This window comes from Sphingomonas sp. NBWT7, from assembly GCF_014217605.1.
Lineage (GTDB): Bacteria > Pseudomonadota > Alphaproteobacteria > Sphingomonadales > Sphingomonadaceae > Sphingomonas.
Genome location: NZ_CP043639.1, coordinates 1,063,134 through 1,086,078 on the forward strand (window position 1 = coordinate 1,063,134; position 22,945 = coordinate 1,086,078).

General features: G+C 67.7%; 26 protein-coding genes. 17 read left to right on the forward strand and 9 right to left on the reverse strand.

Annotated elements, in window-relative coordinates:
- Positions 1–116: 116 nt before the first annotated feature.
- Genes F1C10_RS05290 through F1C10_RS05305 form a run of 4 tightly spaced genes read left to right on the forward strand, consistent with a single transcriptional unit; the run spans position 117 to position 3,585 of the window.
- On the forward strand, positions 117–605 hold the full coding sequence (locus F1C10_RS05290; RefSeq protein ID WP_185209408.1) for a homogentisate 1,2-dioxygenase: 489 nt from the start codon (positions 117–119) through the stop codon (positions 603–605).
- A complete protein-coding gene (locus F1C10_RS05295; protein ID WP_185209410.1) occupies positions 602–1,291 on the forward strand; it encodes a peptidylprolyl isomerase in 690 nt (229 codons plus the stop codon). The genes F1C10_RS05290 and F1C10_RS05295 overlap by 4 nt, the downstream gene beginning before the upstream one ends.
- Positions 1,288–2,295, forward strand: coding sequence for an NAD(P)-dependent alcohol dehydrogenase (locus F1C10_RS05300; protein WP_185209412.1), 1,008 nt, complete (start codon positions 1,288–1,290; stop codon positions 2,293–2,295). Before F1C10_RS05295 ends, F1C10_RS05300 begins: the two co-directional genes overlap by 4 nt.
- Positions 2,296–2,355: 60 nt before the next feature.
- Entirely contained in the window at positions 2,356–3,585 is a 1,230-nt protein-coding gene (locus F1C10_RS05305; RefSeq protein ID WP_185209414.1) for a M20 family metallopeptidase, read from the forward strand.
- Between the two features lie 37 nt (positions 3,586–3,622).
- On the opposite strand, the gene glmS is transcribed toward F1C10_RS05305, so the two are convergent.
- Together glmS and glmU are read right to left on the reverse strand one after the other, a co-directional pair.
- Positions 3,623–5,440: a glutamine--fructose-6-phosphate transaminase (isomerizing) gene (glmS, locus tag F1C10_RS05310; RefSeq protein WP_185209416.1), complete on the reverse strand. Its 1,818-nt coding sequence runs from the start codon at positions 5,438–5,440 to the stop codon at positions 3,623–3,625.
- Entirely contained in the window at positions 5,441–6,793 is a 1,353-nt protein-coding gene (gene glmU, locus F1C10_RS05315; protein WP_185209418.1) for a bifunctional UDP-N-acetylglucosamine diphosphorylase/glucosamine-1-phosphate N-acetyltransferase GlmU, read from the reverse strand. It lies immediately after the preceding gene.
- A gap of 62 nt (positions 6,794–6,855) precedes the next feature.
- On the opposite strand from glmU, the gene F1C10_RS05320 reads away from it, so the two are divergent.
- Complete coding sequence (locus F1C10_RS05320; RefSeq protein WP_185209420.1) at positions 6,856–7,527, forward strand: HAD-IA family hydrolase; 672 nt, start codon at positions 6,856–6,858, stop codon at positions 7,525–7,527.
- Positions 7,524–7,880, forward strand: coding sequence for a hypothetical protein (locus F1C10_RS05325; RefSeq protein WP_258043085.1), 357 nt, complete (start codon positions 7,524–7,526; stop codon positions 7,878–7,880). Before F1C10_RS05320 ends, F1C10_RS05325 begins: the two co-directional genes overlap by 4 nt.
- Here the strand turns inward: F1C10_RS05325 and F1C10_RS05330 are convergent.
- The 4 genes from F1C10_RS05330 to F1C10_RS05345 are packed head-to-tail and all read right to left on the reverse strand — an operon-like array spanning position 7,849 to position 10,385.
- Positions 7,849–8,871: a nucleotidyltransferase family protein gene (locus tag F1C10_RS05330; protein ID WP_185210090.1), complete on the reverse strand. Its 1,023-nt coding sequence runs from the start codon at positions 8,869–8,871 to the stop codon at positions 7,849–7,851. The two genes, F1C10_RS05325 and F1C10_RS05330, sit on opposite strands and share 32 nt — an antisense overlap.
- Positions 8,871–9,719, reverse strand: coding sequence for an HprK-related kinase A (locus F1C10_RS05335; protein WP_185209422.1), 849 nt, complete (start codon positions 9,717–9,719; stop codon positions 8,871–8,873). The genes F1C10_RS05330 and F1C10_RS05335 overlap by 1 nt, the downstream gene beginning before the upstream one ends.
- Positions 9,716–9,982 carry an HPr-rel-A system PqqD family peptide chaperone gene (locus tag F1C10_RS05340; protein WP_185209424.1) on the reverse strand — a complete coding sequence of 89 codons (267 nt, stop codon included), beginning with the start codon at positions 9,980–9,982 and terminating at the stop codon, positions 9,716–9,718. The genes F1C10_RS05335 and F1C10_RS05340 overlap by 4 nt, the downstream gene beginning before the upstream one ends.
- Before the next feature lies 1 nt (position 9,983).
- Positions 9,984–10,385, reverse strand: coding sequence for a hypothetical protein (locus F1C10_RS05345; protein WP_144037230.1), 402 nt, complete (start codon positions 10,383–10,385; stop codon positions 9,984–9,986).
- 177 nt (positions 10,386–10,562) lie between these two features.
- Here F1C10_RS05345 and F1C10_RS05350 point away from each other — a divergent pair, with 177 nt between their 5' ends.
- From F1C10_RS05350 to F1C10_RS05390, 9 genes are all read left to right on the forward strand, one after another.
- Positions 10,563–11,792, forward strand: a complete 1,230-nt coding sequence (locus tag F1C10_RS05350; RefSeq protein ID WP_185209425.1) for an ATP-binding protein — start codon at positions 10,563–10,565, stop codon at positions 11,790–11,792.
- Between the two features lie 55 nt (positions 11,793–11,847).
- Positions 11,848–12,891 carry a substrate-binding domain-containing protein gene (locus tag F1C10_RS05355; RefSeq protein WP_185210092.1) on the forward strand — a complete coding sequence of 348 codons (1,044 nt, stop codon included), beginning with the start codon at positions 11,848–11,850 and terminating at the stop codon, positions 12,889–12,891.
- Positions 12,888–14,264, forward strand: a complete 1,377-nt coding sequence (gene pstC / locus F1C10_RS05360; protein ID WP_185209427.1) for a phosphate ABC transporter permease subunit PstC — start codon at positions 12,888–12,890, stop codon at positions 14,262–14,264. Before F1C10_RS05355 ends, pstC begins: the two co-directional genes overlap by 4 nt.
- Entirely contained in the window at positions 14,257–15,507 is a 1,251-nt protein-coding gene (gene pstA / locus F1C10_RS05365) for a phosphate ABC transporter permease PstA (RefSeq protein ID WP_258043086.1), read from the forward strand. The genes pstC and pstA overlap by 8 nt, the downstream gene beginning before the upstream one ends.
- Positions 15,504–16,262 (forward strand): phosphate ABC transporter ATP-binding protein PstB, encoded by a 759-nt coding sequence (pstB, locus tag F1C10_RS05370; protein WP_185209429.1) that lies wholly within the window; start codon positions 15,504–15,506, stop codon positions 16,260–16,262. Before pstA ends, pstB begins: the two co-directional genes overlap by 4 nt.
- An 11-nt stretch (positions 16,263–16,273) precedes the next feature.
- Positions 16,274–16,957 (forward strand): phosphate signaling complex protein PhoU, encoded by a 684-nt coding sequence (gene phoU, locus F1C10_RS05375; RefSeq protein ID WP_185209431.1) that lies wholly within the window; start codon positions 16,274–16,276, stop codon positions 16,955–16,957.
- Positions 16,957–17,649 (forward strand): phosphate regulon transcriptional regulator PhoB, encoded by a 693-nt coding sequence (phoB, locus tag F1C10_RS05380; protein WP_085810183.1) that lies wholly within the window; start codon positions 16,957–16,959, stop codon positions 17,647–17,649. The genes phoU and phoB overlap by 1 nt, the downstream gene beginning before the upstream one ends.
- Positions 17,650–17,784: 135 nt before the next feature.
- Positions 17,785–18,240 (forward strand): hypothetical protein, encoded by a 456-nt coding sequence (locus tag F1C10_RS05385; protein ID WP_185209433.1) that lies wholly within the window; start codon positions 17,785–17,787, stop codon positions 18,238–18,240.
- A 96-nt stretch (positions 18,241–18,336) separates the two neighbouring features.
- Positions 18,337–19,236: an SDR family NAD(P)-dependent oxidoreductase gene (locus tag F1C10_RS05390; RefSeq protein ID WP_185209435.1), complete on the forward strand. Its 900-nt coding sequence runs from the start codon at positions 18,337–18,339 to the stop codon at positions 19,234–19,236.
- 130 nt (positions 19,237–19,366) lie between these two features.
- Here F1C10_RS05390 and F1C10_RS05395 read toward each other — a convergent pair whose 3' ends face one another.
- The 3 genes from F1C10_RS05395 to epsC are packed head-to-tail and all read right to left on the reverse strand — an operon-like array spanning position 19,367 to position 21,026.
- Positions 19,367–19,984: a hypothetical protein gene (locus F1C10_RS05395; protein WP_185209437.1), complete on the reverse strand. Its 618-nt coding sequence runs from the start codon at positions 19,982–19,984 to the stop codon at positions 19,367–19,369.
- Positions 19,984–20,325, reverse strand: coding sequence for a DUF2794 domain-containing protein (locus F1C10_RS05400; protein ID WP_185209439.1), 342 nt, complete (start codon positions 20,323–20,325; stop codon positions 19,984–19,986). Before F1C10_RS05400 ends, F1C10_RS05395 begins: the two co-directional genes overlap by 1 nt.
- A complete protein-coding gene (gene epsC / locus F1C10_RS05405) occupies positions 20,325–21,026 on the reverse strand; it encodes a serine O-acetyltransferase EpsC (protein ID WP_185209440.1) in 702 nt (233 codons plus the stop codon). Before epsC ends, F1C10_RS05400 begins: the two co-directional genes overlap by 1 nt.
- A 106-nt stretch (positions 21,027–21,132) precedes the next feature.
- Between epsC and F1C10_RS05410 the strand changes: the two genes are divergently transcribed.
- Together F1C10_RS05410 and F1C10_RS05415 are read left to right on the forward strand one after the other, a co-directional pair.
- On the forward strand, positions 21,133–21,948 hold the full coding sequence (locus F1C10_RS05410) for a sulfite exporter TauE/SafE family protein (RefSeq protein WP_185209442.1): 816 nt from the start codon (positions 21,133–21,135) through the stop codon (positions 21,946–21,948).
- Between the two features lie 70 nt (positions 21,949–22,018).
- Positions 22,019–22,921, forward strand: coding sequence for a hydrogen peroxide-inducible genes activator (locus F1C10_RS05415; RefSeq protein WP_185209444.1), 903 nt, complete (start codon positions 22,019–22,021; stop codon positions 22,919–22,921).
- Positions 22,922–22,945 lie beyond the last annotated feature (24 nt).

Sequence of the window (22,945 nt, forward strand, 5' to 3'; positions counted from 1 at the left end):
CGCGCAAGTTGCCGCCGGGGAAGGCTGCGCGCTTCCCGCCGCCGGTGAAGCAGGGTAGGTTGTCGGCACCCTTGAAGGATCGATCGATGCCCCGCGTACCTGCCCGATATCTAACCATGCTCGCCCTCGTGGCGCTGCCGGCGTCCGCCTCCGCGCAAGCCGCGGCTACGGATCCGGCCTGCGCCACCGTCCGCGTCGCGATGCCGCCCGAGCTTGCCGGTTGGTCGCAGCAGCAGCCGGTCAGCGCGGGCACGAAGCCCGGCGAGGGCGCGACGGTATCGGTCGGTCAGGCCGCGTTCGTCTCGCTCCATCCGGCGCGCCACCTCGCGCTTGCCCGTGCCGCGAAGGTGGCGGACGGCAATGGCGGCACGCTGTCGCTCGCGATCACCGCATCCGGCACCTATCGCATCGCGCTCGGCGGCAAGGCATGGGTCGATCTGGTGCAGGGCGGCAAGGCGGTCACGTCCGTCGCCCATGCGCACGGCCCGCGCTGCAGCGGCGTCCAGAAGATGGTCGACTTCAAGCTTGCTCCTGGCACCTATGCGATCCAGCTGTCGGGCAGTCCGGACGAAACGATCGCGCTGCTCGCGGCGAAACTCGCATGACGCGCGCGTCGTTCGTCCTCGCCGCCGGGCTCGCAACGCTCGCGACACCGCTCGCCGCGCAGACCGCAACCAACGTACCACCGCCGACGGCACCGGGCGCGCTACCGGCCGCGCAAACACCCCCGCAGCCTACACCAACCCCTCCCAAACCCCTCACACGCGTCACGATCACCACCGCCGCCGGCCCGATTGTGCTCGCGATCGAGCATCAAAAGGCCCCGATCACCGCCGCGAACTTCCTCAAATATGTTGATGGAAAGCGGCTCGACGGCACGGTCTTCTACCGCACGGTAAAGGTGCAGCCCGGCTACGGCTTTATCCAGTTCGGCACGCAGAACGATCCCAAGCGCACGCTGCCCCCTATCGCTCACGAACCGACCACGAAGACCGGGCTAACCCATTCGGACGGCGCGATTTCAATGGCGATGGCGTCACCCGGCACGGCGCGCGGGGATTTCTTCATCATCGTCGGCAACACGCCCGGCATGGATGCTACCGCGACCGATCCCGGCTATGCAGTTTTCGGCCACGTCGTCGAGGGGATGAACGTCGTCCGCCGCATCATGGACATGCCGACCTCGCCGACGAAGGGCGAAGGCATCATGAAGGGCCAGATGCTCGAGCCGACCGTCCCGGTAAAAACCGCGCGTCGCACCGCGCCCGCACCATCGGAGCCAGCCAAGTGAAAGCCGTCACCCTCGCTGCACCCGGCGGCCTCGATAAGCTCGCCTTTTCCGACCTGCCCGATCCCGGTCAGCCCGGGCGTGGAGAAGTCCGCGTAGCGCCCCACGCCAGTTCTCTGAACTTCCACGATTATCTTGTCTGCGCAGGAATGTCGCCGACTGCCGACGGCCGCATCCCGCTCGCCGACGGTGCGGGCACCGTCGAGGCCGTCGGCGAAGGCGTGACCGATTTCGGTGTCGGCGACGCTGTCGTTTCCTGCTTCTTCCCGGAGTGGCAGAGCGGCCCGCCGCGCGTCGGCGACTTCCGTGGCGTTCCCGGCGACGGGATCGACGGCTTCGCGCGCGAACGCGTCGTTCTTCCCGCCACCGCTTTCACCAAGGCGCCGGCGGGCTGGAGCCACGCGGAAGCCGCGACAATCACCACCGCCGGCCTCACCGCATGGCGCGCACTGGTGGTCGACGGCGGGCTCAAGGCGGGTGACAAGGCGCTCGTCCTCGGCACCGGCGGCGTGTCGATCTACGCGCTCCAGATTGCCCGCGCGATGGGCTGCGAGGTCATCGTCACATCTTCCTCGGACGAGAAGCTTGCACGGGCCAAGGCTCTCGGCGCGACACATACGGTGAACTACAAGCAGCAGCAGAAGTGGGGCCGCACCGTCCGCGATCTTACCGGCGGACGGGGCGTCGACATCGTCGTCGAGGTTGGGGGGCCGGGCACGCTAGCGCAGTCGATCGAGGCGGTCCGCATCGGCGGCCATATCGCATTGATCGGCGTCCTCACCGGCGCGGCGGGCGAGGTTCCGACTGCTGCGCTGATGGTGAAACAGGCGCGATTACAGGGGCTTGTCGTCGGCAGCCGCGATGAGCAGGAAGATTTCGTACGTGCCCTCGAGGCAGCGGCAATCCGCCCCGTCATCGATCGGACCTTCTCGCTCGCCGATCTCGCCGAGGCTTTCCGCTACCTGGAAGGTGCGGGGCACTTCGGGAAGATCGCCGTCACCTGGTAGCCCAGGTTTGCGCCCGGCCGTGACGCGGCTTAGGGTGGCGGCTCAGCGAAAGGATAGCGCATGAACGCCCCCCTCACCCGCATCGACTGGCGCGCTGCCGGCGCAGCGGAGCTAGCCGACGCCGTCGCCCTGCGCCGCGCGATCCACGCCGAGCCCGAGATCGGCAACGACTGCCCGAAGACGTCGGCGAAACTGAAGGCGGCGCTCACGGGGTTGCCGCTCGAAATCCACGACAGCACCTCGACGACGGGCTTCGTCGCAATCCTGCGCGGCGGACGCGCGGGGGCATCGGGCAGCAACATGCGCACGGTGCTGCTGCGTGGTGACATGGATGCGCTGCCGATGACGGAGGAAACCGGGCTCGATTTCGCGTCGACCATCCCCGGCGCGATGCACGCCTGCGGGCACGACGCGCATTCGGCGATGCTCGCCGGCGCCGCGCGCGCATTGTGCGCCCGCAAGGATCAGCTGCCTGGAACGGTCGTCTTCATGTTCCAGCCGGGGGAGGAAGGCCATCACGGCGCCCGGCATATGATCGAGGACGGCCTGCTCGATATCGCGCGTCCCGAAGCTGCCTTCGCGTTGCATATCTCGCCCAACGCGCCCGCCGGTGTCTTCGTTGGCCGCGAGGGGCCGCTGCTCGCCTCAACCGACACGCTGCACGCGACGATCCGCGGCAAGGGCGGCCACGCCGCAATGCCGCACGACGCGATCGATCCCGTACCGGTCGCGTGCGAGATTGTCGGCGCCTTGCAGAGCTACGTCGCGCGCCGCGTTCCAGTCGCAGATCCTGCCGTGCTGACGATTACCCAGATCCACGCCGGGAGCAGCCACAACATCATCCCCGACGATGTGACGTTGATGGGCACACTTCGCACCTTGTCTGAACATACGCGCGAAGGTGCGCGGGCAGACTTTGGCGAGATCGCGCGCGGCATCGCTGCCGCTCACGGCTGCACGGCGGACGTGTCGATCGACGCCGGCTATCCGGTCACCTTCTGCGATCCGCGCGCCACCGCCATGATGCGCGACGTGGCGGGCACGCTGTCGGGCGAGCGCGGCTGGTCACAGATGCCCGCGCCGATGATGGGCGGCGAGGATTTCTCCTACGTCCTTCGCGACATCCCGGGGGCGATGGCATTCGTCGGCGTGGCGGCAGCTGGCTCGGATCCCCGGACCAACCCGCCGTTGCACAATACGCGCATGACGATCGACGAAAACGTCATGGCGACGGGCATCGCCATGCACTGCACGCTCGCCGAGCGTTTCCTCGAACGCGGCTTCGACTAGAAACAGGCGCCCCCCTTTTCCGGGGGGACGCTCGGTGTCACTCGACGGTAACCGACTTCGCCAGATTGCGCGGCTGATCGACGTCGGTGCCTTTCGCCACGGCGACGTGATAGGCGAGAAGCTGCACCGGTACGGCATAGACCAGCGGCGCGATCAGCGGGTGCACCTTGGGCATCTCGATCGTGGCGATGGTGTTCTCACCTGCCTGCGCGATACCCTCGGCGTCGGAGATCAGCACCACCTGCGCGCCGCGCGCCTGCGCCTCCTGCATGTTGCTCACCGTCTTGTCGAACAGCGGCCCCGAGGGCGCGATGACGATAAGCGGAACCTGATCGTCGATCAGCGCGATCGGGCCGTGCTTCATCTCACCCGACGCGTAACCTTCGGCGTGAATGTAACTGATTTCCTTGAGTTTCAATGCGCCTTCCAGCGCCAGCGGAAACTCCGGGCCACGGCCAAGGTAAAGCACGTCCCGCGCCGCCGCGATCTTGGGCGCCATCTGCTCGATGTCCTGATCGTGCGCCAGCGCGAGGCTCATCGCTTCCGGCACCTGCTGAAGATGCCCGACGACGTCCGCCTCGTCAGCCAGCCGGCCCTTGGCGCGCGCCAGATTGGTCGCCAGCGCCGCCATCACCGCCAACTGGCAGGTGAAGGCCTTGGTCGATGCAACGCCGATCTCCGGGCCGGCGTGGGTCGGTAGCAGGAGGTCGACCTCGCGCGCCATCGAGCTGGTCGGCACGTTGATGATCCCGCCCGTGGTGACGTTGCCTGCCTTCATGTGGCGCAGCGCAGCCAGCGTATCGGCGGTCTCGCCCGACTGCGAGATCACCAGCCCAAGGGTATTGGGCAGCAGCACTGGATCGCGGTAGCGATACTCGCTCGCGACATCGACCTCGACGGGGATGCGCGCGAGCTGCTCGATCCAGTATTTTCCGATCATGCCGACGTAGCTGGCGGTCCCGCAGGCGACGATGACCACGCGCTCGACGGTGGAAAGGTCGAACTCCATGTCAGGGAGCGCGACCTTCGCCTCGAGCGGCCGCAAGTACGAGCGCAGCGTCTGCGCGACGACGACGGGCTGTTCGTAGATCTCCTTTTGCATGAAGTGGCGATGATTACCCTTATCGATCATCTGCCCCGACGCGCCGGAGTTGACGATCGGCCGCTCGACACGCTGATTGTCGCGATCGTAGATCTCGACGGCATCGCGCGTGATGGCGACCCAGTCGCCCTCCTCGAGATACGCGATCCGCTGCGTCAACGGCGCGAGCGCGAGCGCGTCCGACCCCAGGAAGTTCTCGCCCTCGCCGAACCCCACGGTCAGCGGCGCGCCGAGCCGCGCGCCGAGCAGCAGATCGGGATGCGTACGAACCATCACGCCCAGCGCGAACGCGCCGTGGAGGCGCGGCAGCACAGCGGCGAGAGCGGCGCGCGGCTCGGCCCCGCCTTCCACCTCGCGCGCAATCAGATGCGCCACCACTTCGGTATCGGTCTGACTGCGGAACTCGCGGCCCTCGGCGATCAGCTCGTCGCGCAGCGGCTTGAAGTTCTCGATGATGCCGTTGTGCACGATCACCACGTCGCCAACGATATGCGGATGCGCGTTGTCGACTGTCGGCGCGCCGTGCGTCGCCCAGCGCGTATGCGCGATCCCGCTGTCGCCCGGCAGCGGATCCTCGGCGAGCCGCTGCGCCAGATTCTTCAACTTGCCCGGCGCGCGGCGGCGTTCGAACGCGCCATCGTTGATGGTACAGATCCCGGCGGAATCATAGCCGCGATATTCCAGCCGCTTGAGCCCGTCGAGCAGCCGATCGGCAACCGGCCCCTGCCCCAATACCCCAACGATCCCACACATTTAGCGAGCTTCCTTTCGCGCGCGCATCACGTCGCGAAAGCGCGATGCCCAATTCTTCTTCGTCGTCTGTGGCGGCCGGACAAGCGCCAGCGCATCGGCCTCGACATCGGCGGTGATCGTCGATCCCGCCGCGATGATCGCGCCGTCGCCGATCGTCACCGGCGCGACCAGCGCGGTGTTCGAGCCGATGAAGGCGCCCGCCCCGATGACCGTCCGGTATTTCAGGAACCCGTCGTAATTGCAGGTGATCGTGCCGGCGCCGATGTTCGCCCCGGCGCCGATCTCGGCATCGCCGAGATACGTCAGGTGATTGGCCTTGGCGCCCGCGCCCAGCACCGCTTTCTTCATTTCGACGAAGTTGCCGACGCGCGCGCCACGCTCCATCACTGCACCCGGCCGTAGCCGCGCGAACGGGCCGACCGAAGCGCCTGTGCCGACGCGCGCGCCTTCCAGATGGCTGAACGCATGGATCGTCGCGCCGTCGTCCACAGCGACGCCGGGTCCGAAGACGACGTTCGGCTCGATCACGACGTCGCGGCCGAGCGTGGTGTCGTGGCTGAACCAGACGGTGTCCGGTGCGATCAGGCTGACGCCGTCAGCCATCGCGGCGGTGCGCCGGCGCTTCTGCCACTCGCCCTCGACCGCGGCGAGTTCACCACGGCTGTTAACCCCGGCTACCTCGTCTTCCGCCGTTTCGATCACTGCCGACGCGTTTCCGTCCGCGCCCGCGAGCATGACGATATCAGGGAGGTAATATTCGCCCGCGGCGTTGGCGTTGCCGATCCGTGCGAGCAACGCGAACAGTTGCTCGCCGCGCACCGCCATCAGGCCGGAGTTGCACAGCGTTTCGGCCCGCTCTTCGTCGGTCGCGTCCTTGAATTCGACCATCCGGTCGATCCGCCCGTCAGCGTCGGCGATCACACGGCCGTAGGCGCCGGCTTCGGCAGGGCGGAACCCGAGCACCGCCGCCGCCGGGGCGTCCGCCGCGTGCAACCGCTCGATCATCCGCCGCATCGTTGCCGCCGTCACCAGCGGCACGTCGCCGTAGAGGATCAGTACATCACCGACGAATCCGTCGAGCGCGGCCTCAGCCTGCCGCACCGCATGGCCGGTGCCGAGTTGCTCAGCTTGGTGCGCGACATGTACGCCGAGCGGCGCGACGGCGCGCTCGACCTGCTCTCGGCCGGCGCCGACCACCACCACGGTCCGCTCGGGCTCGAGCGCGGCGACGCTGTCGAGCAGATGCAGCAGCATCGGCCGGCCGGCGAGCGGATGCAGCACCTTGTGCAGATCGGATTTCATGCGCGTGCCCTTGCCGGCGGCAAGGACGATGGCGGCAAGCGGGCGGTTCATCCGCGCGCCTGTGCCACCAGATGCTTGCCATTTCCATAGCTTGTCGCCACCGCTTCCGCGCGATGGCCCGCTTACCCTTTGACATCGTCGGCTTCGACCTCGACGGCACGCTTCTCGACACCAGCGGCGATCTTGCCGCCGCGGTCAATTATGCGCTGGCACAGGACGGCCGCCCTCCGCTGTCGGTCGCCGCAATCAAGCCAATGATCGGTGGTGGGGCGCGGCACATGCTGGCGCAAGGGCTGACAGCGACGGGGGGCGGCGACGATGCGCTGCTCGATCGGCTGCACCGCATCCTGCTCGATCATTACCAGGCGAACATCTGCGTGCTTACCGCGCCCTATCCCGGCGCAGTCGCCGCGCTCGACGCGATCGCGGCGCGCGGCGCGCGGGTGGCGGTGGTGACCAACAAGCTGGAAGGTTTCGCGCTGGAGGTCCTGCGCGGTGTCGGCCTTATCGATCGCCTCGCCTGCGTCATTGGCGGCGACACGATGGGGCCCGGGAATGCCAAGCCGTCGCCCTTACCGATCCAGGCGATGATCGAGCGGTCGGGCGGTGGGCACGCGGTGTTCGTCGGCGATTCGATCTACGACGTGTCGGCCGCGCACGCTGCCGGCGTTCCCGCGATCGCCTGCCGCTTCGGCTTTCTGATGCAGCCGGTCGAGGAGCTCGGCGCTGAGGCGATCATCGACCACTTTGACGATCTGGTGCCGACGCTCGAGCGGTTCGCATGAGCGCCATGCATCGCGGAGGTTGGCAGCTGCTACTACTCGGCGCGACGCTTTTTGCCGTGACGATGGCGGTCCTTCCCCATCCGCCGCACGTGCCGATCGACGGCGACAAATATCAGCATATGCTGGCGTTCGGCACGCTCACGGTACTGGCGGTCGCCGCCTATCCTGCCACCCCGCTGCTGCGGATCGGTGAGCGCCTGTCGTTCCTCGGCGCGATGATCGAAGTCGTCCAGTCGATCCCGGCGCTGCACCGCGACTGCGACATCATGGACTGGATCGCCGATACCGCGATCATCGCCGGCGTCCTGGTGGTCGTCGCGCTCAGCCGCCGGCGGCGCCGCGTTGCCACTTGATCCATAGATGCCGGGCGAGCAGCGCCGGCGGCATGCGCATCCAGTGCGACCGGACGTAGAACGCCAGCCGCGTCGCCGGGCGCGTCCCCCTGCCCCAGCCGTCGCGGGCGAGCAGGCGGCGGATGAACAGCCGGTCGGTGGCTGTCGCACGTCGCCAAGCCGCGGGCACCGGCGTCCGGAACAAGGCGTGACTCAATCGCAGCGCGCGCGCGACGACTGGCTCCGCATCATGTTCCGCCGCGCGCGCCGCCAGCTTCAGCCAAAACGTCTCGTCGCCGTTGCGGAACTCGCGCAGCAGGCGGTCGATGTCCCACAGGTTGCGCAGCCCGCCGCTGAGATCGCCATCGGCGAAGAGGTGGATCGCCGCGTGGATCACAATATCCTCGGCCGAAAGCATCGCGAGGCCGTTACCGAGCGGTACGGCCGCAGCGATCAGCTTATCGGCATCCGGTGACAGCCGCGCGGTCGGCGGCAGGATGGTATGATGCACGTCGATCATGCGGTCGCGCTCGGGATGGAGCATTGGGGGCAGTTCGTGCATCCAGCGCCGGTAATAGGCGTCGTCGTACGGATCGGGCTTGACCCACATCCATCCGCCGGCGAGCAACGCCTGCTCCGCGACGTCCAGCATCGGCCGCGGTACCAGAATGTCGAGATCGCCGATCGATCTTCCCTGCCCCGCGTCGAGCCCGGCAGCGACAAACGCCGTTCCCTTCAGCAGGATCAGCGGCGCGACGACACCCGCGAGCGCACGGCGCCCCATCTCCGCCTCCCACAGCGCCTGTCGCCTGCCCTCGAGCGCGGTTGCGCGCGCCCCGTCGAGAACCGACAGGACGCTTGGCGGCAGATCCATACCCGCCAGTCGTATCGCGAGCGTGCCGATCAGTTGCTCGGCGCGCGCTACTGCAAGGATTTCGGTCCATGCACCCGGCCCGACCGTCCCGGCTTGGGCGGGATCGATGAGCAGCGCGACGAGCCTCGCCGCCGCGATCACCACAAGTCCTCGATCATCGCCGCCGCCGATGCCGTATCGGGATAATCGATCGCCGCACGCGTCACATCGCGCACCAAGCGCGTCAGCGCGTCGAACCCCCGTTCGCCGAGCCCGACGTAGTTGGTCGACGCCTGCGTCAGCCGAACGAACGCCTCGCCCGCCCCCACGGCGCGCGTTTCCGCCGCGCGGCCGAATTGCGGGAACAGCAGCAGCATCGGCTTTACCGCCTCGGTCATGGCCGCGATAGCTTCGGGCTGCGGCAGCAGATGGCGGATGTCACCCTTCGGCGTACCTGTCAGCAGCGGCCCGAACGTCGCATCGGGCAGCGCTGCTCGCGCCACCCCGATCGCCGCATTCTTCAAGCTCACCGGCCGGGGAAAGGGGTGCACGAGCCCGGTCGCGGGATCGATCAGCACGAACTCGTCGGCGAGCAGCCGCCAACCGCGCGTCTGCAGCAGTGCGGCGAGCGTCGACTTCCCCGCGCCCGACTCGCCCGTCATGATCACGGCCCGCCCCTTGCGCGCGACCGCTGCGGCGTGAAGCAGCAGGAACCGCCGCTGGCCGAGCGCCATCTGCAGGTTCATTCCCATTTCCGCGGCGAGCAGACCGTGCCGCAACGGCAGCGGCGCAGCGTCGGGTATCGCATAGTCGCCCGCGATCGTCACAGACGGGCGGACCCAGCGTCGCCACGGTCTTGAGGCTTCGAGCCGCACGGTAAAGTCGGGCACACCGTCGAGGCGTGGGTAGTCACGATAGAGCGCTTGCAGTGCCGCGATCGGCGCGCGCCATTCGGACCCTACGCGAAAGCCGATCGGGCCGACGCGAACCGCGAAGCGATGTCTCATGCCCGCTCGATCAATCCGGCGACGGTGAGCGCGTCGAGCGTTTCCAGAAGCGCGGTACGGCCGCCCTCGACCAGCTCGAACGTCTGCTCCACCGCGTCCAGCGTCAGCCACCGCCCGCCGAGCGCGTCGAGCAGGTCGAGCGTCGTCGGCGCGATAAGATGCGTGATCCCCGACGCGCGGTGGAAGACCGCCGTCAGGTCGTCGAGCGCGACGATCGCCAATCCGTCCGCTGGCGGCGCGCGATAGCGCGTCGCGCCGGCCATCCTACTTGCGCGGCATCTGCAGCGAGGCGAAGCAGGTGAACCCCGCCGATCCGCTGCGCAGGCTCTGAACGTATTTGAGATAGGCACGGCTGCGCTCGTAATCGACGCCGGGAAGCGTGCCCCCGGTCGCTAGGGCGCGACGGACGTCCTCGCCCTTCAGCGGACGACCCGGCGGCGCGAACGCACCCTGCGTCCCCGCGGGCACCACCTTGCCGTCCTTGTTGATATACCCGCCGGTGCGGCCCGGATCGGGCACCGGGATCTCGCACGTTAGGATCGATCCATACGCCTGCGCCATCGCCGGGCGGATCGAGACGACCGCGACCGCGCCGACCGCGCCAAGCCGCAGCACACGTCGGCGCTGCGGCGCGACGGGATCGTCTTGGCTTTCGGGTTCGCTCATCGGACGCTTATCCACCATTTCGCCCTTCCATAATCCTAATGCGGACACAAGAAGCCCCGCAGCGGCGTTCCGATGCGGGACGTTAACCATCGTCGCGCGCGCGACTGTCGTTGCTCGCGCGGCCGTGCCATAGCCGCCGCGCAGATCAGGGCGGGCCGGGCAAGGAACTTAAGCGACATGGGCGAGATCATCTCTCCGCGTGGCTGGACCGCGATGAGCATCGTTCTGGTGACGGCGCTCGCCGTGGCGTTGATCGGCGCAGGGCTCGACGCCGTCGCGCTCGTCGTAGTCGGCGGCGCGGCGGCGGTGCTCGCCACGACCGCCGGGCGCCGACCCGACGTCGAGCCGGACGCACTCATGCCCGCCCCAAGCCACGAGCAACCTGCGCCGCTCCTCGACGCGCTTGCCGATCCGCTGCTCGTCCTCGCCGGATCGCGCGTGACCGCCGCGAACAGTGCCGCGCTCGCCCTGCTGGGCACGCATATCGTGGGCGAAGACACGCGCACCGTGATCCGCCATCCGGCGGCCACGGCGGCACTGGCGGGCGACGATGACGAAGGAGCGGTCGAACTCGTCGGTCTGGGCACCGCCGACCAGCGCTGGGAGATGCGCGTCGCGCCGCTCGACGGGGGGCGCCGACTGGTCCATCTCGTCGATCGCAGCGGCAGCCACGCCGCCGAGCGGATGCGAGTCGATTTCGTCGCCAACGCGAGCCACGAACTGCGCACGCCGCTCGCCTCGATCCTCGGCTACGTCGAGACGCTATCAGACGCGGCCGGCGAAGATCCTGCGATCCGCGCGCGCTTCCTCAAGATCGTGTTCGACGAGGCGCGTCGCATGGAGCGACTGGTCGACGATCTGATGAGCCTGTCGCGGATCGAAGCGGACAAGTTTCGTGCACCGTCGGAGGCGGTCGACCTCGCGGCGCTGGTGGACGAAACGCGCGACGCGCTGGCGGACGGACACGACGGGCGCGGCCGCGACATCATCCTCGAGCATGAACCGGCCCCGATCCCGGTGCTCGGCGACCGCGTTCAACTCTCCCAATTGCTTCACAACCTCATCGGCAACGCGATGAAATACGGGCGAGCGGGCACACCGATCCGGGTCTCGCTAACGCATGGCGGTGACGTCGTCCGCCTCGTCGTCGCCGATCAGGGCGAAGGCATCGCGCCCGAGCATATTCCGCGGCTGACCGAGCGTTTCTACCGCGTCGATCCCGGCCGCAGCCGCTCAGTCGGCGGCACCGGCCTCGGTCTCGCGATCGTCAAGCACATCGTCGAGCGGCATCGCGGGCGGTTCGACATCACCAGCCGCCCGAACGAAGGCACGCGCGTCACGGTCACCCTGCGCACGCCCTCCGCGGCGGCGCGCGCACCCGCCGCCACGGGTGTCATTAACCGGTAACGCTGGTGTCACACAGGCGCGGCGTCGCCTCGGTGCGACGGATACCGGGATGCCAATGATTCGTGCCGCCATGCCGATCGTGCTGCTAGCGCTTGCCACGGCGTGCCACGATCAGGCGAGCGGTGGCGCTGGCGCGCGCGCGCAGATCACCGCGGTCGGATCGTCGACGGTCTATCCGTTCACAACGATCGTCGCCGAACAATATCTCGCCAACAATCCACAGGCTCGCCCGCCGGTGATCGAATCGACCGGCACCGGCGCCGGGATGAAGCTGTTCTGCACCGGCATCGGCGCGGCGCACCCCGATATCGAGAACGCGTCGCGCCGGATGAAGCGCAGCGAATATGACGCCTGCGCGCGGAACGGCGCGCGCGACCTGCTCGAGATTCAGATCGGGATCGACGGCGTCGCTTTCGCCGAGGCGAAGAACGGCCCGCGCATGACGCTAACGCCAGCCGATCTCTATCGCGCGCTGGCAGCGACGCCGGGCGGGCGACCGAACACTGCGCGGACGTGGCATGACGTCGATCGATCGCTGCCGGCGATCCCGATCCAGGTCTACGGCCCGCCGGCGACGAGCGGAACGCGCGACGCGCTCGCCGAACTGATCCTCGCGAAGGGATGCGAGGCGGTGGATCCGCAGGCCAAGGCGCTGAAGGCGCGCAACGAGGAGGCATTCAAGGCCCGCTGCCAGCGCGTGCGCGAGGACGGCGCCTATGTCGACGCCGGCGAGAACGACAATCTCATCGTGCAGAAGCTCACCGCCAATGCCAATGCGATTGGGGTCTTCGGCTATTCCTATCTCGAGGAGAATGCCGGCGCGGTTAACGCCGTGCCGATCGCCGGCGTCGCGCCGACCGACGCGTCGATCGCCGACGGCAGCTATCCCGGCGCCCGCCCGCTCTACCTTTACGTAAAGAAGGCCCATCTCGACGCCGTACCGGGGCTCCGGCAGTTCATCCGTCATTATGCCCGGCTGTGGAGCGCGGACGGGCCCCTGGCGCGTCGTGGCCTGATTGCGGCGCCCGCCGACGTCCAGGCACGCGCCGCGGCGATCGTGCGCAGCGAGACGCCGCTCGATCCAGCCGCGCTGCCGTGACCCTCGGCGTCCTGTTCCTCGTCGTCGTCGCACTTGGGCTGATCGCGTGGTTCGTCGCCCGCGCGCGCGCCGCGGTATTCCGCAGCGGCTCGGTCGGCCGGTTCAGCGCGCTGCCGGCGCACCACGGCTGGTACGTCGCCCTGTGGACGATACTGCCACCGCTCGTTTTTCTCACAATCTGGTGGTTCGTGTCGCCCGCGCTCGTCACCGATGCGGTGCTCGCCACCCCCGCCGCTGCCGCCCTCCCCCCGCCCGGCTTCGCGCGCGCTGCCATCCTGTCCGAAGCGCGCTACCTGTCGCGCGGCGATGCCTTCGGCGCCTTCCATAATCTGTCGGAGGTGCTTGCGCCCGCCTATGCGACCGCGCAGCGCCGTTACGACTGGATCGCGACCGGGCTTGCCGCACTTCTCGCCTTCGCCGGCTTCGCCTTCGCGATCATCCGCGTCCGACCCAATTTCGCCGCGCGTACCAAGGTCGAACGGATCGTCATGCTCGCGCTGCTCGCCGCATCGCTGATCGCGATCCTGACCACCGTTGGCATCGTCGCCAGCCTGCTGTTCGAGAGTGCGCGCTTCTTCGCGATCGTGCCGATCACCGACTTTCTGTTTGGCACGCACTGGTCGCCGCAAGTGATCGACGCGCGCGATCCCGGCGCGAGCCTCGGCGCGGTGCCGCTGTTCTGGGGCACGTTCTTCATCGGCGCGGTGATCGCGATGATCGTGGCGATTCCGTTCGGCTTGATGAGCGCGATCTACCTCACCCAATATGCCAAGGCATCGACGCGTCGCTGGATGAAGCCGCTGCTCGAAATCCTCGCCGGCGTGCCGACCGTCGTCTACGGCTATTTTGCCGCGCTCACCGTCGCACCCGCGGTGCGCGATTTCGCGGTCGCGATCGGCATCACCTGGGCCAGCAGCGAGAGCGCGCTCGCCGCCGGGCTCGTCATGGGCGTGATGATCATCCCCTTCGTCTCCTCGATGGCGGACGATTCGCTCGCCGCGGTGCCGAGCTCGATGCGCGACGGCAGCCTCGCGATGGGCGCAACCCCGTCCGAGACGATCCGCCGGGTCCTCGTGCCCGCGGCGCTGCCCGGCATCGTTGGCGGTGTGCTCCTCGCCGTCAGCCGTGCGATCGGCGAGACGATGATCGTCGTCATGGCGGCGTCGGGTGTCGCCGCGCTGACACTCAACCCCTTCGCCAGCACCACCACCGTCACCAAGCAGATCGTCGACCTGCTCACCGGCGAGGCGGAGTTCAACAGCGCCAAGACGCTCGCCGCCTTTGCGCTCGGGCTGACGCTCTTCGTCGTGACGCTGCTGCTCAACATCGTCGCGCTCGTCGTCGTCAAACGCTATCGTGAAGCCTATGACTGAGCGCGCGCCGACCGATTGGCGGACCGATGCGATGCGCCGCCGCATCGCACGGCGCTACGCCGCCGAGCGTCGCTTCCGCGCGCTTGGGCTGGGCGCGATCCTGCTGTCCGCCGGGTTCCTCGCCTTTCTCATCGTCACCATGATCGCGCAGGGCGCCTCGGGCTTCACCGAGACGCGCCTCGCGCTGCCGATCGATTTTGCGCGCGCGACGCTCGCCGTCACGCCCGAGCAGCTGCGCGGCCAGCGCGCCGATCTCGCGCTCGCCGGGGCGGGGCTCGAAGGCGTCGTCGACAGCGCAGCGGGCGCGACCTTCGGGGCAAGTGGCGGCGCGGCGCTGCTGTCGGACGGCGCATGGCTGCGCGTGCGCGACGCGATCAAGGCTGATCCCTCGCTGCTGCGCCGCAAGGCGACGCTCGACGTGCCCGTCGCGAGCGACATTGACATGGCGTATAAGGGTGCCGGCGGCGCGACCGCCGAACAAACCGTTGCCGTCCTGCGCGGCTCACTGTCGCGCGGCCTTAACATCGGCTTCTTTGACGGCGCGGATTCGACCGATCCGACGCGTGTCGGCATCTGGGGCGCGCTCAAAGGATCGCTGCTGACGATGGCGGTCACGCTGATCCTCGCCTTTCCGATCGGCGTCCTTTCCGCGCTCTATCTCGAGGAGTACGCGCCGCGGAATCGCTGGACGGATCTCATCGAAGTATCGATCAACAACCTCGCCGCCGTCCCCTCGATCATCTTCGGGCTGCTCGGCCTCGCGGTGTTCCTCGGCACGCTCGGCCTGCCACGTTCGGCGCCGATCGTCGGCGGGCTCACCCTCGCGCTGATGACGATGCCCGTCATCGTCATCGCCGGGCGTAACGCGATCAAGGCGGTGCCGCCCTCGATCCGCGACGCCGCGCTCGGCATCGGCGCCAGCCCGGTGCAGGTCGTCTTCCACCACGTTCTGCCGCTCGCGCTGCCGGGCATTCTCACCGGCACGATCATCGGCATGGCGCGCGCGCTCGGCGAAACTGCGCCGTTGCTGATGATCGGCATGCGCGCCTTCATCGCCGCCCCGCCCGCCGGGCTGGGTGATCCCGCGACGGTGCTGCCCGTGCAGATCTTTCTCTGGTCGGACGAGGTGCAGCGCGGGTTCGTCGAGAAGACGTCCGCCGCGATCATCGTCCTTCTCGTCTTCCTGCTCGCGATGAATGGCCTCGCCATCTATCTGCGCAACCGCTTCGAGACCCGCTGGTGACGCACAAGATCACGGCCCACAACGTCAACGTCTTCTACGGAGACAAGCAGGCGATCAACGACGTCTCGATCGACGTCGATCAGGAGGACGTCACCGCCTTCATCGGTCCGTCGGGGTGTGGCAAGTCCACCTTTCTGCGCACGCTCAACCGGATGAACGACACCGTCGCCGCGGCGCGTGTCACCGGCGATATACGCCTCGATGGCGAGGATATCTACGCGCGCGAGATGGACGTGGTGCAGCTGCGCGCGCGCGTCGGCATGGTGTTCCAGAAACCCAATCCCTTCCCCAAGTCGATCTACGAGAACGTTGCCTACGGCCCCCGCATCCACGGCCTGGCGAGCGGCAAGGGCGATCTCGATCGGATCGTCGAACAGTCGCTCACCCGCGCCGGCCTTTGGGGCGAGGTGAAGGACCGCCTGGCGGACAGCGGCACCGCGCTGTCGGGCGGCCAGCAGCAGCGGCTGTGCATCGCGCGCGCGATCGCGGTCGATCCCGAAGTTATCCTGATGGACGAGCCGTGCAGCGCGCTCGATCCGATCGCCACCGCGCGGATCGAGGAGCTGATCCACGATCTGCGCGGGCGCTACGCAATCGTCATCGTCACGCACAACATGCAGCAAGCGGCACGCGTCAGCCAGAAGACCGCCTTCTTCCACCTCGGCGAGCTGATCGAGTACGGCGACACCAACGACATCTTCACCAATCCGCGCGAGCGGCGCACCACCGATTACATCACCGGCCGGTACGGCTGAGAGGGCAGACGATGGCCGCAGGACAGCAACATACCGTCAAGGCGTTCGACGAGGATATCGGGCGGCTGCGCGGGCTCATCAGCCAGATGGGCGGCCTTGCCGAACACGCGATCGAGGGGGCGATGCGCGCGCTCCAGCGCGGCGACCTCGGTCTCGCGCTCGAGGTACGCAGCGCGGATCGTCAGATCGACGCGATCGAGGCCGAGGTCGAGCGGCTCGTCGTGCGCATCATCGCGCTGCGCGCGCCGATGGCGAACGACCTGCGCGAAGTCGTCGCCGCGCTGAAGATCGCCGCGGTGGTCGAGCGGATCGGCGATTATGCCAAGAACATCGCCAAGCGCGTGCCGCTGATCGAGGGCGAGCACCGCATCGAGCCGATTTCGGTCATCCAGGCGATGGGCCGCATGGCCGCCGAGATGGTGCACGATGTGCTCGACGCCTTCGCGCAGCGCAACGCCGACGCCGCGGTCGAGATTTGCGAGCGCGACGTCGCGCTCGACGATTTCTACGACGCGATTTTTCGTACGCTCGTCACCTACATGGTCGAAAACCCGAAGACGATCAGCGAGGTCGCGCACCTCCTGTTCGTCGCCAAGAATCTCGAACGCATCGGCGACCACGCGACCAACGTCGCCGAGATGGTCTATTTCGCAGCGACCGGCACGCAGATGGCCGATCGCGAAAAGGGGGAATGATGGCACGCGCCCGCATGTTGCTGGTCGAGGACGACGCATCGCTCGCCGAGCTGCTCGTCTGGCATTTCTCGCGCGAGGATTTCGACGTCGCGCACACGATCGACGGCGAGGAAGCATTGCTCCTCGCGCGTGAGAAGGTGCCTGATATCGTCCTTCTCGACTGGATGGTGGAAGGCATTTCGGGGATCGAGGTCTGCCGCCGCCTGCGCCGCACCCCGGAAACCGCCAACGTCCCGATCATCATGCTCACCGCGCGCGGCGAGGAGGAGGATCGCATCCGCGGGCTCGAGACGGGCGCCGACGATTACGTCACCAAGCCGTTCAGCCCGCGCGAGCTCGTCGCCCGCGTCAGCGCGGTGCTGCGCCGCGTCCGCCCCGGGCTCGCAGGTGAAGCGCTCAGCTACGCCGATCTCGAAATGGATACCGTCGGCCACAAGGTGCGGCGCAGCGGCGAGGTGATCCCGCTCGGACCGACCGAATTCCGCCTGCTCAAGCACTTCCTCGAACATCCAGGGCACGTCTTCTCGCGCGAGCGGCTGCTCGACAGCGTGTGGGGGCACGACAGCGATATCGAGAGCCGCACGGTGGACGTCCACATCCGCCGCCTGCGCAAGGCGATCAACGAGGGCGGGCGGCCGGACATCATCCGCACCGTGCGCTCCGCCGGCTATGCGCTCGACGCGGGGCATTGATGTCGGGCGGCAAATCCAGCGGTTGCCGGGGCGGGTCGTTGAATCGCTAGCGAAACGAAGGATACTTCGCGCCGCTAGCGCGTTCCCCGGCTGCGTTTCTACGCATTCAAGCGTATCCAGACGGGAGAAATCCGCATGAAGTCCCTCTTCCTGGCAGCAGCCGCGATCATCGCGGTGCCCGTGTCCGCACAGATGCAGCCGGCTGCCCCCGCCGACCAGACGGCGCCCGCCGCTACCCCTGACACCGCGGCCACGCCGCCGGCCGATCCGGCTGCGATGCCGGCCGATCCGGCGATGCAGGCCCCGCCCGCGCCGGCCGGCAGCGATACGATGTCGACCACCAACAGCACCGGCATGAACAACGGCATGGCGCCGGCCGCGCCGATGGGTGATCCGAACGCCGCGGACCCAGCCGGCGGTTATCAGCCGAGCGCCCCGCCGATCCAGGGTACGCCGGCCGCAGGCGCCACCGTCCGCTTCCAGCCGGCAGCCGACCCCAACACCGCCTATCCGCCGCCGGCGCCGATGAAGAACTACCCGATCTGCAAGAAGGGTCAGTACGACAATTGCATGCAGCGCGGCGGCAAGTAAGCCCGCGGCAGGCACGCTGATCGACGGGTGGTTGCACCCGTTCGAATGACCAGTATGGAAAGGCGCTCCAGTTCATATGAGGGGAGCGCCTTTTCCATGTCCATACGCTTCGACGACAAGGTAGCCATCGTAACGGGCGCCGGCGGCGGCCTCGGTCGCGAATATGCGCTCGAACTCGCGCGACGCGGTGCCAAAGTCGTCGTCAACGATCTCGGCGGCGATCGTACCGGCTCCGGCGCCTCCGATGCGGCGCACAAGGTGGTCGAGGAGATCAAGGCCGTGGGCGGCGAAGCGATGGCCAATGGCGCCAGCGTCACCGAATACGAGCAGATGGTCGAGATGGTCGCCAAGGCCAAGGAAGCCTGGGGCGGCGTTCACGTCCTCATCAACAACGCTGGCGTGCTTCGCGACAAGTCGTTCACCAAGATGGACCCGGCCGACTTCGCCTTCGTGGTGCAGGTCCACCTGCTCGGCTCGGCCAACGCCACCAAGGCGGTGTGGGACACGATGCGCGAGCAGAATTACGGCCGCATCCTGATGACCGCCTCGTCGACGGGCCTCTACGGCAATTTCGGCCAGACCAATTACGGCGCCGCAAAGCTCGGGCTCGCCGGCTTCACCAAGTCGCTCTACCTCGAAGGTGCGAAGAACAACATCAAGGTCAACACGCTGGCGCCCGTCGCGGGCACGCGCATGACCGAGGATCTGTTCCCCGAACAGTTGTTCCAGGCCTTCTCGCCCGACAAGGTCGTCCCCGCTGCGCTCTATCTCGTCAGCGAGGACGCGCCGACCAACCAGATCGTCGGCGCCGGCGCCGGCGTCTTCCAGGCCGCCTATGTCACGCTGACGCCGGGCATCGCGCTGCAGGGTGACGATCTGTCGCCCGAGGGCATCGCCAAGCACTGGGCCGAGATCACCGATCGCAACGGCGAGATCGTCCCCGATTCGGGCGCGGGCCAGTCGCAGATGATCGGCAAGAAGCTGCAGGGCGGCTGATCGGCCGTTCGAAGAGCATGATGCGGTAAATCGCCGGGTGATGAGCAACGGTTGCTTGCTCCTCACCCGGCGTACCGTTGGGCATCATCGGTCCGCGACGGATCGGTGCGAACCGCCCTACGGCGCTGCGTTAGGCCTCAAGCGCGGCGATGCAGCGCGCCAGATTGTCCCGCGCGCGTGCTTCCCACCGGTCGTGGGCCCATTGCGTGATGAATAACCGCTCGCGCCCCAAGAAGCGCTGCAGCACACCGCTGCGCCCCGTCTTATACGCGTCGGACTGGACATGCGCATATTCCGTCGCGATCCCCGCGTCGTAGCGATCGAACTTATCCGCCTCGGCACCGAGGATCGCCAGATCGATGTCGAGCAGCAGCGCCGCATCCGGGCAGTCGCTACCGTCCGGAACGCGATGATCGATCGTTGCCACTATTGCTGCGCACGCGTGAGCAACGCTGCGCTCGTTCGCAATGCCGGCAAACTCCGCTGCGCATAGTGCTGCACTTAATCGCTCGTTGCGCCCCGGTGCGGCCTGCGGATCATACACCGCGTCATGCCACAGGATGAAGCCGATCGCGGCGACGGGGTCGGCGATCGCCACGCCGTCCGCTTCGGCGGCTGCGAGCGAGGCGAACATTGCCAGCGGATGTGACCAGTCGTGATAGCGCCGCCACGGTTCGTCATAGCGGCAGCGTATCGCCATTCCCGCCGGCGTGGCGCACAGCTCTGCCGCGAGTGCGGCGATCGGCATCAATCCTCGACCAGCTTCATCAGCCGGCGTTCGATCGGCGCGAGTACTGGGCCAAGCTCGTGTCCGCGCTTCACCACCTGCCCCGCCTCGCCGATCAGCGCCCACATCCCCTGTCGGTTGCGCAGCGCCGGGTTCTTTTCCACGCGGAACTCCGGTCGCTCGGTCGCGCGCCGGAACGCCGCGAAGACCGCCACATCGCGACCCAGATCAATCGCATAGTCGCGCCAGTGCCCCGCCGCGACCATCCGGCCATAAAGATCGAGGATACGATTCAGCTCGGGCCGCTCGAACGCGACCTGCCCCGGCCGGCCGACGTTGGGAAAGGGAGTGACGACGCCCATCAGACTCGGTTACGCGCCACGGGCGGGGTCTGTTCCCCCGCAGCCCCGTCGGCGACCAGCGCGTCGAGCCGGGCCTTCATCATTTCGAGCTCGCAACGCAGGATCTCCACCTTCTGCGTCGCCGGATCGAACAGCTCGCTGCACGGCGTGCCATAGGCCATGAACGGACGCTCGGGCGCCTTCCCGCCCTCTACCATCGTCGGCCGCGCCGGGATGCCTACCATCACCGCGCCCTCAGGCACGTCACGCGTCACCACCGCATTGACACCGACGCGTGCGCGTCGCCCGACGGTGATCGGCCCCAGCACCTGCGCGCCCGATCCGATGATCGCCCCGTCGAGCAGCGTCGGATGCCGCTTGCCCGCGACGCCGTTGTCGGGGCTCGTCCCGCCCAGCGTCACATACTGGTAGATGGTGACGTCGTCGCCGATCTCCGCAGTCTCGCCGATCACGACGAAGCCGTGGTCGATGAAGAAATTGCGTCCGATCGTTGCGCCGGGATGGATGTCGATCGCGGTCAGGAAACGCGACAGGTGATTGATCATCCGCGCCAGCAGGAAAAGCCGGCGACGGTACAGCCAGTGCGCGACGCGATGCCAGCCGAGCGCCCAAACGCCCGGATAAGTTAGCACCTCAAGCCGGGAATGCGGCGCGGGATCGCGCGCGCGGATCGAATCGAGGTAGTCGGCCAGTCGCGCCATCAGCGCCCCCCATGTCACTGGCCACGATCTAGGTTGGGGGCGGAACGATTTCCAGCGACGGCGAAGTTATCGCTTCTTGTCGCAAAGCACATCGTTCTTGTAGGATATGGATGGTTACGCCAAGCGGCGATCTCTCAACCGCCGTGGGGGAACGGGCTTGGACTTGTCGTTGGTCACCCTCGAAGGACTGATACCGTTCATCCTCGTCGGGTTCGGCGCGCAGATCGTCGACGGGGCGCTCGGCATGGCATTCGGGGTCATCTGCAACACGTTGCTCGTCGCAGTGATCGGCCTGCCGCCGGCACGCGCATCGGCGAACGTTCATATCGTCGAGGCATTCACCACCGCCGTCTCCGGCATCAGCCACGTCCTCCACGGTAACGTCGACCGTTCGCTGTTCCTGCGGCTGCTGATCCCCGGCATGATCGGCGGTATCGGCGGCGCGTATCTCATCACAAGTGTCGACGGCGACACGGTGAAGCCGTTCGTCCTCGCCTATCTCGTCGCGATCGGCGTCTACCTCCTCGTCCGCGGGCTGTTCTTTCCGCCCAAGACGCAGAAGCCCAAGGTGGTCGAGCCGCTCGGCCTGATCGGCGGCTTCCTCGATGCCGCAGGCGGCGGCGGCTGGGGCCCGGTCGTGACCTCGAACCTGCTCGTCCAAGGCGTCGAGCCGCGCCGGGTGGTCGGCACCGTCAACTCGGTCGAATTCTTCCTGACGATCACCGTCTCGGCGACGTTCATCTACCATCTTGGGCTCAACGATTTCGCAATGGCCACCGTCGGGCTGCTGATCGGCGGCGTCTGTGCCGCGCCGTTCGGGGCGATCGCCGCCAAGCGGATTCCCACGCGCACCATGCTGATCCTCGTCGGCGTCGTGCTGATGATCACCAGCATCTACGGCTTCATCAACGCCGTCTTGTGACGGCCGAATAGCGCTGTTCGCAATTGATCGGGCAAGTTAAGCGGACGCGCATGATCGATCGAGACGATTGATGGCCGCGACCTACCTGCCGACGCTCAAGCAGCTGCAATATCTCATCGCCCTGAAGGACCAGGGCCATTTCGGCCGCGCGGCGGAGAGCGTCTTCGTTACCCAGTCGACGCTGTCGGCGGGCATCCGTGAGCTCGAGACGCTGATCGGCGTCACGCTGGTCGAACGCACGCGGCGCGTCGTCCGCTTCACGCCGCTCGGCGAGGCGATGGTCGCCAAGGCGCGCCGCGTCGTGCGCGAGGCGGAGGAATTCGGCGACATGGCACGCGCCGCGGGACGCCCGCTGTCTGGCGAGTTGCGGATGAGCGTCATCCCCACCATCGCGCCGTTTCTGCTGCCGCGGGTACTTCCGCGGCTGCGCGCCGACTTCCCGGACCTGCGGCTGTTCCTGCGCGAGGAGACGAGCGCCGCGGCATGCGACTCGCTACAGAGCGGCCGCGCCGACTGCGTCCTTCTCGCCCTGCCCTATGCATGCGGCGAAGTGACCGCCGCGCCGCTGTTCGACGATCGCCTGTTCCTCGCCTTTCCGGAGGGCGAGTTGCCCGAGGGCGCGGCGCCGATCTCCCCCGCCGATATCGACGAGACGCGACTGCTGCTGCTCGAGGACGGGCATTGCCTCAAGGATCACGCGCTCGCCGCGTGCAACCGCCCCGAATTGCGCGCCGAGGCGACGATGATGGGCACATCGCTCCACACGATCGTCCAAATGGTCGACAACAGGCTCGGCATGACGATGCTGCCCGAGCTCGCGATCAGCGCGGGCATCCTCGATCACACCGGCATTGCCGCGCGCCCGCTCGGCGGCGAGAATCCGAAGCGCACCGTCGCGCTCGCCTGGCGCCGCGCCAGCCCGCGCGAGCGCGATTTCCGGCTCCTCGCGGAAATCCTCGCCACCTTTCACTGACGCGCTTTTCCCGCTTCATTTCCC